This window comes from Intrasporangium sp. (genome assembly GCF_032907665.1).
GTDB lineage: Bacteria > Actinomycetota > Actinomycetes > Actinomycetales > Dermatophilaceae > Intrasporangium.
Genome location: NZ_JAJJPG010000034.1, coordinates 13227 through 23131, shown reverse-complemented (window position 1 = coordinate 23131; position 9905 = coordinate 13227). Strand labels below are relative to the sequence as shown.

The following is a 9905-nucleotide window of genomic DNA, read 5'->3' as shown; positions in this document are numbered from 1 at the left end:
CGGTGGCGCCCCAGGGCTGACAAGGGGCCGGACGCGGGGCATGCTCGACACATGAGCAGCGCAGCGCGAGAGAAGACCCTCATCCTCATGCGGCACTCGAAGGCGGAGAACGGGGCCGGCAAGACGGACCATGACCGCGAGCTCATCGCCCGCGGCAGGAGGGACGCTGCCGCAGCGGGTGCCTGGCTCAAGGAGCAGGGTCTCGTGCCTGACCTCGTCATCTGCTCGACCTCCCTGCGAACCCGGCAGACCTGGGACGCGGCCTGCAAGGGCGGCGCGCAGGCCGAGTTCGTGGAGTTCCGCAAGAGCGTCTACGTCGGCGGCGTCGAGGAGGCCCTCGAGACGATCCGGGAGGACGCCGGGGAGACAGCCACCGTCCTCGTCATCGGCCACAACCCGACGATTGCCCAGCTCACCAGCCTGCTCAGCGACGGCGACGGATCCCAGGTGGCGCATGACGCGCTGGCCAACGGCTTTGCGACGAGCGGGGTCGCGGTGCTGCGCTATGCAGGGGAGTGGGCCGACCTCGACTGGAGCAGCTGCGAGCTCCAGCGATTCCACGTCAGCCGGGGCTGACGTCCCACTCGAGTGGCCCCGTCGTCCCCAGGCCCTCACTCGAGTGGCCCCGTCGTCCCCACGCCCTCACTCGAGTGGCCCCGTCGTCCCCACGCCCTCACTCGAGTGGCCCCGTCGTCCCCAGGCGTCGGTGTTGATGGGCGGGCCACTCGAGTGTCCAGTGGGCCGGGTCGCTGTGGAGGGTGGGGCCACTCGAGGGGCGGGGCGTGATCGCCGGATGAGATGAGATGTCCACGGACCGGACGCGGTCCTATGCTGCCACCATGACGCAGACGCCGGACATCAAGCCACGTAGCCGCGACGTCACCGACGGTCTCGAGAAGACCGCGGCCCGAGGAATGCTCCGCGCCGTGGGGATGGGCGACGACGACTTCGCGAAGCCCCAGATCGGCGTCGCGAGCTCTTGGAACGAGATCACGCCGTGCAATCTCTCGCTCGACCGGCTGGCGAAGGCAGCCAAGGACGGGGTGCACGCGGCCGGTGGCTACCCGCTCGAGTTCGGCACCATCTCAGTCTCGGACGGCATCTCCATGGGCCACGAAGGAATGCACTTCTCCCTCGTGTCGCGGGAGATCATCGCCGACTCGGTCGAGACGGTGATGAGTGCCGAGCGGCTCGACGGCTCAGTGCTGCTCGCTGGCTGCGACAAGTCCCTGCCCGGCATGCTCATGGCCGCTGCGCGGCTGGACCTCGCCTCGGTCTTCCTCTATGCCGGCACGATCCTCCCCGGCGTCGCCACGCTCTCCGACGGCACGGAGAAGGAGGTCACCATCATCGACGCCTTCGAGGCGGTGGGTGCGTGCGCGGCTGGCCTGATGAGCGCCGAGGACGTCGACGCGATCGAGCGCGCCATCTGCCCGGGCGAGGGTGCCTGCGGCGGGTTCTACACCGCCAACACCATGGCGGCAGTGGCCGAGTCCATCGGCATGTCGATCCCGGGGTCAGCCGCACCGCCTGCGACGGACCGGCGTCGAGACGTCCACGCCCGCCAGTCCGGCGAGGCCGTCGTCAACCTCCTGCGCAGGGGCATCACGGCCCGGCAGATCATGACGAAGGAAGCCTTCGAGAACGCGATCGCCGTCGTCATGGCCTTCGGCGGCTCGACGAACGCCGTCCTCCATCTGCTCGCCATCGCGCATGAGGCCGAGGTCGACCTGACGATGGGCGACTTCCAGCGGATCGGCCAGAAGGTGCCACACCTCGCCGACGTCAAGCCCTTCGGTGCCTTCGTCATGAAGGACATCGACCACATCGGCGGCATCCCGGTCGTCATGAAGACGCTCCTCGAGGCCGACCTGCTCCATGGCGACGCCCTCACCGTGACCGGCAAGACGGTCGCCGAGAACCTCGACGAGATCAGGCCCCCGCACATCGACGGCAGGGTCATCCGGGAGATGTCCCGTCCCATCCACAAGACCGGGGGCCTGACCATCCTCACCGGGTCGCTCGCCCCGGAGGGCGCTGTCGTCAAGTCCGCCGGCTTCGACGAGGACGTCTTCGAGGGGACGGCACGGGTCTTCGACGGGGAGCGCAGCGCCATGGACGCCGTCGAGCGGGGCGCGCTGGCCAAGGGCGACGTCGTCGTCATCCGCTACGAGGGCCCCAAGGGCGGGCCCGGCATGCGGGAGATGCTCGCCGTCACCGGTGCCATCAAGGGCGCGGGGCTCGGCAAGGACGTCCTCCTGCTCACCGACGGCCGCTTCTCCGGAGGCACGACCGGCCTCTGCGTGGGTCACGTCGCCCCCGAGGCCGTCGACGACGGGCCGATCGCCTTCGTGCGTGACGGCGACCCGATCCGCCTCGACGTGGCGGGGGGCACGCTCGACCTGCTCGTCGACGACGCCGAGCTGGAGCGGCGGCGCGCGGCCGGCGTCACCCACCCCGAGCCGAGGTACACGCGAGGGGTGCTCGCCAAGTACGTCAGACTCGTCGGGAGTGCGAGCCGGGGCGCAGTGTGCGACTGAGCCCGGGGTGGAGCGATGCCAGCGCGGTCGTCAGGCGGGCGACTCGGACGTGTTCTTGGCCCAGTGGCGCCAGGTCGACGTGACCTCCATGCCCACCTTCTCGTAGAGGCTGAGCGCCCCGGTGCGCGAGTCCGTCGACAGCTCCGAGCGATGCGCACCGTGCTCGCGTGCCACGGCGAACGAGTCGACGAGCAGCGCCCGGGCGAGGCCGCGGTGCCGTTGCTCGCGTCGCACGGCGAGCCGGCTGACGAAGCCACAACCCTCGCTGAGCTGCAGGATCGACGTACCGACGATCTCGCCCGATGGAGCGGTCATGAGGCGCAGGTGCCACGGCTCGAAACCAGGTCGGTGGAGGACCTGGGCCGCGAAGTCCTCGTAGGTCTCGCGCTCCCGATTCGACCACTCGAGGAAGGCGTCCTCGACGACGACGTGGGCGGCCAGGAAGTCCGCCTCGCCCTCGGCGGGCCGGATGGAGTAGCCCTCGGGGATCGGCTGAGGCTCGATCGTCTTGCCCTGCGGCATCTCGAGCACCCAGGACGTCCAGAGCACCTCGTAACCGAGGTCACGCAACAGGTGCTCACCCGGGGACGCGTCGGGGACGGGCTGTCCGACGAGGCCGGCGCCGTCGCGACGGCTGACCCGCTGGGTCCAGAGGGCGAGTGCCGTGCCGATCCCGCGACCGCGGTGCTCGGCGTCGACTGCTGCGTCGGCGTAGCGCCCCGACGCGACCTCGGCGTAGCCCACGAGGTGATCTCCGTCGAACACGCCGATGCTCTGGGTGGCGAGGTCGAAGCTCGGGCGCTGCCAGTCGCTGACGATGTCGGCCTCCTCGATGGCGACCTCGCCGATCGTCTCGAGCTCACCCGCGGCCATGAGGTCGAAGACGGCATGGGCGTCGTCGGGGGTGAGGGGCCGGACCGTGTAGCCCGTCAGCCCCAGGTCGTTGATCTCGACGTCGTCGACGTCGAGGTGCGTGCTCGTCATGGGTTCCCTCCCGTGGTCGTGCGCTGTGCTCGCTCCCCATCGGGCGTGAGCTCCGCGGCGTGCGGTGACATTGCCGTATGCCGTTGGGCCGGGCTCGCTCAGTCGCTGTCCCACCAGCGCAGGTGGCGAGCGTCGGCCCCGCGGTCAGTGTCCTGACGCCGGGCACCCCACGACAACCGACTTTTCCGAGCAGGGGTGGGCCGGCAGTCGTGCGAGGGCGACCACGCGACAGTTGGTGAGATCACATCACCACATGGTGAGACGCGGAGCACGCTCAATTGACTTACCTCGGGGGTCGTAGCACGGTTGACGCGTGGCCCCGATTCTCGTACTTCCTTAGCGCGCCGACCAGCACCATCGGTCAGCGCGCGCCCTTCCGTCCACGAGAGGACTGAAGGGTTTTTTTGTGACCACACACGGGGGCTCCGCCCCCGTGGACCCCCGACTACCGACCCCCACACGGGGGCTCCGCCCCCGTGGACCCCCGACAACCGGACCCCGCACGGGGCTCCGAACCGGGGGAACCCCCTGCAGAACCGAACCGGAGAGAACCGTGAGCGAGATCACGAAGCCAGCGCCTTCGCCCGCGGACGTGGCCCACCTGGCCCGCCCGAAGCACCAGGCCGAAACCCCGAGCGCCCCCCTCGCGCCGGTCGTTCCGGCCATCGAGGTCACCGGCGCCCAGGCACTCGTACTCGCGCTCGAGGCGGTCGGGGCCGACACCGTCTTCGGGATCCCGGGCGGGGCCATCCTGCCGGCCTATGACCCGATGCTGGACTCGAAGAAGGTCCGCCACATCCTCGTCCGACACGAGCAGGGCGCCGGACACGCCGCCGAGGGCTACGCCTCCGCCACCGGCAAGGTCGGCGTCTGCATGGCGACCTCGGGGCCCGGTGCGACGAACCTCGTCACGGCGATCGCCGACGCCCACATGGACTCCGTGCCGATCGTCGCGATCACCGGTCAGGTGTCGAGCGGCAGCATCGGCAGCGACGCCTTCCAGGAGGCGGACATCCGGGGCATCACGATGCCGATCACCAAGCACAACTACCTCGTCACCGACCCGGCGAAGATCGCCCAGGCCGTCGCGGAGGCGTTCCATGTCGCGAGCACGGGCCGCCCCGGTCCGGTCCTCGTCGACATCAGCAAGGACGCCCTGCAGGCGACGACGACGTTCAGCTGGCCACCCCAGATCGACCTTCCTGGTTACCGGCCGGTGACCCGCCCGCACGGCAAGCAGATCCGGGAGGCGGCTCGGCTCATCGCCGCAGCACGGCGTCCCGTCCTCTACGTCGGAGGCGGTGTCATCCGGGCGCGGGCGAGCGAGCAGCTGCGCGAGCTCGTCGAGCTGACGCAGATCCCCGTGACCACGACCCTCATGGCGCGCGGGACCATCCCCGACAGCAACCCGCTGAACCTCGGCATGCCCGGGATGCACGGCACGGTCGCCGCCGTCACGAGCCTGCAGAAGGCCGACCTCATCATCGCGCTGGGGGCCAGGTTCGACGACCGGGTGACCGGGCAGCTCTCGACATTCGCCCCGCACGCCAAGGTGATTCACGCGGACATCGACCCCGCGGAGATCTCGAAGAACCGGGTCGCCGACGTGCCGATCGTCGGAGACGTGGGGGAGGTCATCAGCGAGCTCATCGAGCAGATCCACGCCGACCGGGAGGCGGCCGTTCCGGGGACCAGGAGCTGGGACTTCGCGGAGTGGCGCGAGCAGGTCAACGGCTGGAAGCAGACCTTCCCCCTGGGCTACACGGACACCGACGACGGGACCCTGTCGCCGCAGTACGTCATCTCGCGGATCGGTGAGCTGACCGGACCCGAGGGCACCTACGTCGCCGGGGTCGGGCAGCACCAGATGTGGGCAGCGCAGTTCGTCCAGTACGAGCGTCCGAACGCCTGGCTCAACTCGGGCGGCCTCGGCACGATGGGCTACGCCGTTCCCGCGGCGATGGGGGCGAAGGTGGCGGAGCCGGAGCGCACGGTGTGGGCCATCGACGGGGACGGCTGCTTCCAGATGACGAACCAGGAGCTCGCCACCTGTGTCATCAACAACATCCCGGTCAAGGTGGCCATCATCAACAACAGCTCTCTCGGCATGGTGCGGCAGTGGCAGACGCTCTTCTACAACGAGCGGTACTCCAACACCGACCTCCAGCCGATGCAGCAGCGCGTTCCCGACTTCGTCAAGCTGGCCGAGGCCTACGGCTGCCTCGGCCTGCGGGCCGAGACGCCGGAGGAGGTCGACGCGGTGATCAAGCAGGCGCTCGAGACGAACGACCGTCCCGTCGTCATCGACTTCGTCGTCCACCGCGACGCGATGGTGTGGCCCATGGTCCCCGCCGGCGTGAGCAACGACATGATCCTGGCCGCGCGCGACGAGGCGCCGGTCTGGGAGCGCGAGGAGTGAGGAAGCACCCATGAGCAAGCACACCCTGTCCGTCCTGGTCGAGAACAAGCCGGGCGTCCTGACCCGCGTGGCAGCGCTCTTCTCGCGCCGTGGGTTCAACATCGACTCCCTCGCGGTCGGCCCGACCGAGATCCCGGAGATCTCGCGGATGACCGTCGTCGTCGAGGTCGAGGGCAGCGCCCTCGAGCAGGTCACCAAGCAGCTGAACAAGCTCATCGAGGTGCTCAAGGTCGTCGAGCTCGAGCCGGCGAACTCCGTCCAGCGCGAGATCCTCCTCGTCAAGGTCCGGGCCGACGCCGCCACGCGCAGCCAGGTCATCGACACGATCCAGCTCTTCAAGGCCAAGGTCGTCGACGTGACCACCGACGCCGTCGTCATCGAGGCGACTGGCAACTCCGACAAGCTCAGGGCACTCCTCGAGGTGCTCGAGCCCTTCGGCATCAAGGAGCTCGTCCAGTCCGGCATGGTCGCCGTCGGCCGTGGCGGGCGGTCGATCACCGACCGCACCCTGCGCAGCGCCTGAGCGCCCGCCCCGCGCCCGCGTGAGCCTGCGACGGGGGCGAGCCCAGCGGCATACGGCCCAGGATCTTTGAACGGCCGATGACCTCCCACCAGCCCGACACCCACATCACTACGACCCAAGGAGTGGCCACGATGGCCGAGATGTACTACGACGACGACGCGGACCTGTCCGTCATCCAGGGCAAGAAGGTCGCGGTCATCGGCTACGGCAGCCAGGGCCACGCCCACGCGCTCAACCTGCGCGACTCCGGCGTGGACGTGCGCGTCGGCCTCGCCGAGGGGAGCAAGAGCATCGCCAAGGCCGAGGCCGAGGGCCTGACCGTCCGGAGCGTGGCGGACGCCGTCACGGAGGCGGACCTCGTCGTCATCCTCACGCCGGACCAGGTCCAGCGGAACGTCTACGCGAACGACATCCAGCCGAACCTCAAGGACGGCGCCGCGCTCCTCTTCGGCCACGGGTTCAACATCCGCTTCGGCTACATCAAGCCCGAGGCCGACGCCGATGTGCTCATGGTGGCCCCGAAGGGGCCCGGCCACATCGTGCGGCGCGAGTTCGCCGACGGTCGAGGCGTCCCCGTCCTCCTCGCGGTCGAGCAGGACGCGTCCGGCACGGCCTGGGACCTCGCCAGGTCCTACGCCAAGGCGATCGGCGGGCTGCGGGCCGGGGGCATCCGGACGACGTTCACCGAGGAGACCGAGACGGACCTCTTCGGCGAGCAGGCCGTCCTCTGCGGCGGTGCCAGCCAGCTCGTCATGTACGGCTTCGAGACGCTCGTCGAGGCGGGCTACCAGCCCGAGGTCGCCTACTTCGAGTGCCTTCACGAGCTCAAGCTCATCGTCGACCTCATGATCGAGGGCGGCATCGCCAAGCAGCGCTGGTCGGTCTCCGACACGGCAGAGTACGGCGACTACGTGTCGGGTCCGCGCGTCATCGACCCGCATGTCAAGGAGAACATGAAGGCCGTCCTCGGCGACATCCAGAACGGCTCCTTCGCGAAGCGGTTCATCGACGACCAGGATGCCGGCGCCCCGGAGTTCACGGCCCTGCGCGAGAAGGGAGCCCAGCACCCGATCGAGGCCACGGGCCGCGAGCTGCGCAAGCTCATGGCGTGGGTCAGGCAGACGGACGCGGACTACACCGAGGGCTCCGCGGCGCGGTGACCGCTCTCCGACCTCGCGGCGGCGTTGATCGCCTCCGCGAGGTCGTGCGGTCGGCTCCACATCGGCCAGTGCCCCGTCGGCAGGTCGATGAGCTCGAGATCGGTCAGGCGACTCACCTCGGCGAACATCGGGTGCCCCTGCTGCGCAAGGCCCATCATCACGTCGGACGGCAGTGACGTCGCGATGATCGTCGTGGGGACAGTGAGGCGGGCGTCGTCGCGAAGGTGCAGCCGCTCGCGCGCCACGGCCGCGGGGACGGGGACTGCGCGCTCCCGGAAGGTCGCAAGGTCCTGCTCCGACAGCCCCTCGAGGCTGGCGCCGCCGGCGCTGAGCTCCGCCCACGTGGGCAGCTCGATCGACTCCACGTCCTCGGCCACCGTCTCGTCGAAGACCGAGCCGTCGGCGGCTGGTCCGCTGTCGACGTAGACGACCCGGCGCACGGCCCGGGGGTGGCGGTCGAGGACTCCCGTGACGACCCGGCCGGCGCCGCTGTGGGCGACGACGACGGGGGGCTCGGGTGCGCGCTCGACGACGAGCTCGAGGGCCGTGATCTGGTCGGTCAGGTTGGTGTGGGACTCGCCGGGTGACGTGCCGGGAAGGGTCACGGCCTCGACGTGGTGCCCGTGCTGCGCCAGTCGGCCGGCGACGGCGTCCCAGGCCCATCCGCCGAGCCAGTGGCCGGCGACGAGGACGACGTGGGTGGTGGTGGTCTCAGTTCGGTCCATGGGCCGACGTTACAAACCGCGCCGGTCAACCTCATGTCACTATTTGTGTCACTGATCGTGCCATCCTGATGTGGTGAACCGGACCGAGCGTCTCCATGGCCTGACCGAGGCCCTGCGTCGCGCGGGCCGTCACGGGCGGACCTCCGAGAGCCTGGCCGCGGAGTTCGAGGTCAGCGTGCGGACGGTCAAGCGCGACCTCGCCGCGCTGATGACCCAGGGCCTGCCGATGTGGGCGCGCACGGGCCCGGGCGGTGGCTATGTGCTCGACGAGCGCACCTCCCTGCCGCCGGTGAACTTCAGCGCGGCGCAGGCCGTGGCCCTCTGTGCCGCGGTGGCCGCGTCGTCCGGCGCCCCCTTCGCGGACTCCGCGCGATCGGCCACCCGCAAGGTGCTCGACACCGTCGACCCGTCGACGAGGGCACGGGCACGCTCGCTCACGGACCGGGTCTGGGTCGATGTCGGGCCCGGGGCCCCGCGTCGGGTCATGACCGCACTCGAGGGCGCACTCACCGAGCAGGTCACCGTCAACCTCGTCTACGAGGACGGGGCCGGTCGTGTCACGCGGCGGGAGGTCGAGCCGATGATCTTCGCGCTCACCGGAGGCCGGTGGTACCTCGTCGCGTGGTGCCGCCTGAGGCGCGGGGTGCGCTGGTTCCGGCTCGAGCGGGTGTCGCGAGCGGTGGCGACCCGGACCGCCTGCCCCGAACGGCCGGTCTCGGCCATCGGCCCACCCCCGCCCTCTGCGCGCACCGTCGAGCCGTGACGTTCGGGGGCGCCGAGAGGGAGAGCGGCTTCAGCGCCCTGACAGGACCGGCGGCTGCTCCGCCAGCCATTCCGCGAACCTGCGCCCGCCGATGTCAGCGGCGCCGGGTGAGGGAAGGTTGCCTCCGGCGGCAACGGCACCCAGGGTGCGGCCGACGGGGGGCAGTCGGACGACCACGGGTGGGCGCACCCCCCGGTGTCCGCGCACCATCGTGGCGAGCTCCGCGATCGTCAGGACCTCCGGGCCGGCGACGTCGGTGGCACGGTCGTATGCCGCTGGGCCGGGTCCCAGCGCCAGGTCCACCAGGCGCGCGGCGACGAACTCCGTGTCGACCGGCTGGAGCCGCAGGTCGCCGAAGGTGAACGTCAGCCGCCCTCGCGTCAGGGCGCGGGCGAAGAAGGCAGCGAGCGAGTGGAACTGGGTAGCGCGCAGCACCGTCACTGGCCCGCCCACCTCCGCGAGAGCCCTCTCGGCCGCCAGCTTGCGTCGGTAGTAGCGCAGGGGGTGGCCGTCGATCCCGACGATCGAGATGTGCACGAGGTGGGTGCCCCTGCTGGCTGCCGCCTCGGCGAGGCGCCGGGCACCGTCCACGGTCACGGCGTCCCCGCGACGGGGGTCGTCGGCGCAGTTGATGACGGCAGCGGCACCGTCGAGGGCACGGTCGAGGGCACGGTCGAGGCCCGCCCCGGTGCCGAGGTCGACGCCCGACCTCCGGCTGGCACTGACCGCATCGTGGCCACGGCGCGCGAGATCGCGAACGACCCGCGAGCCCAGATCGCCCGCTCCACCGG

The 9905-nt window shown here is 70.5% G+C and carries 9 protein-coding genes; 6 read left to right on the top strand and 3 right to left on the bottom strand.

Annotated elements, in window-relative coordinates; genetic code table 11:
* The first annotated feature begins 51 nt into the window (after positions 1 to 51).
* Together LOY02_RS07505 and ilvD are read left to right on the top strand one after the other, a co-directional pair.
* The gene (locus LOY02_RS07505; RefSeq protein ID WP_317181716.1) at positions 52 to 576 is read left to right on the top strand and encodes a SixA phosphatase family protein; all 525 of its coding nucleotides are present in this window, start codon (positions 52 to 54) and stop codon (positions 574 to 576) included.
* A gap of 263 nt (positions 577 to 839) precedes the next feature.
* Positions 840 to 2540: a dihydroxy-acid dehydratase gene (gene ilvD, locus LOY02_RS07500; protein WP_317181715.1), complete on the top strand. Its 1701-nt coding sequence runs from the start codon at positions 840 to 842 to the stop codon at positions 2538 to 2540.
* A 30-nt stretch (positions 2541 to 2570) separates the two neighbouring features.
* On the opposite strand, the gene LOY02_RS07495 is transcribed toward ilvD, so the two are convergent.
* A complete protein-coding gene (locus LOY02_RS07495) occupies positions 2571 to 3524 on the bottom strand; it encodes a GNAT family N-acetyltransferase (protein WP_317181714.1) in 954 nt (317 codons plus the stop codon).
* A 553-nt stretch (positions 3525 to 4077) separates the two neighbouring features.
* Here LOY02_RS07495 and LOY02_RS07490 point away from each other — a divergent pair.
* The 3 genes from LOY02_RS07490 (at position 4078) to ilvC (ending at position 7626) form a co-directional block, all read left to right on the top strand.
* Entirely contained in the window at positions 4078 to 5943 is a 1866-nt protein-coding gene (locus LOY02_RS07490; RefSeq protein WP_317181713.1) for an acetolactate synthase large subunit, read from the top strand.
* A 10-nt stretch (positions 5944 to 5953) separates the two neighbouring features.
* Complete coding sequence (ilvN, locus tag LOY02_RS07485; protein ID WP_317181712.1) at positions 5954 to 6466, top strand: acetolactate synthase small subunit; 513 nt, start codon at positions 5954 to 5956, stop codon at positions 6464 to 6466.
* 131 nt (positions 6467 to 6597) lie between these two features.
* Positions 6598 to 7626, top strand: coding sequence for a ketol-acid reductoisomerase (ilvC, locus tag LOY02_RS07480; RefSeq protein ID WP_317181725.1), 1029 nt, complete (start codon positions 6598 to 6600; stop codon positions 7624 to 7626).
* Here the strand turns inward: ilvC and LOY02_RS07475 are convergent.
* Positions 7599 to 8351, bottom strand: coding sequence for an alpha/beta hydrolase (locus LOY02_RS07475; RefSeq protein ID WP_317181711.1), 753 nt, complete (start codon positions 8349 to 8351; stop codon positions 7599 to 7601). The genes ilvC and LOY02_RS07475 overlap by 28 nt on opposite strands.
* A gap of 73 nt (positions 8352 to 8424) precedes the next feature.
* Here LOY02_RS07475 and LOY02_RS07470 point away from each other — a divergent pair, with 73 nt between their 5' ends.
* The gene (locus LOY02_RS07470; protein WP_317181710.1) at positions 8425 to 9114 is read left to right on the top strand and encodes a helix-turn-helix transcriptional regulator; all 690 of its coding nucleotides are present in this window, start codon (positions 8425 to 8427) and stop codon (positions 9112 to 9114) included.
* A gap of 30 nt (positions 9115 to 9144) precedes the next feature.
* On the opposite strand, the gene LOY02_RS07465 is transcribed toward LOY02_RS07470, so the two are convergent.
* The coding region (locus tag LOY02_RS07465) for an SDR family oxidoreductase (protein ID WP_317181709.1) at positions 9145 to 9905 on the bottom strand (761 nt) is incomplete at its 5' end.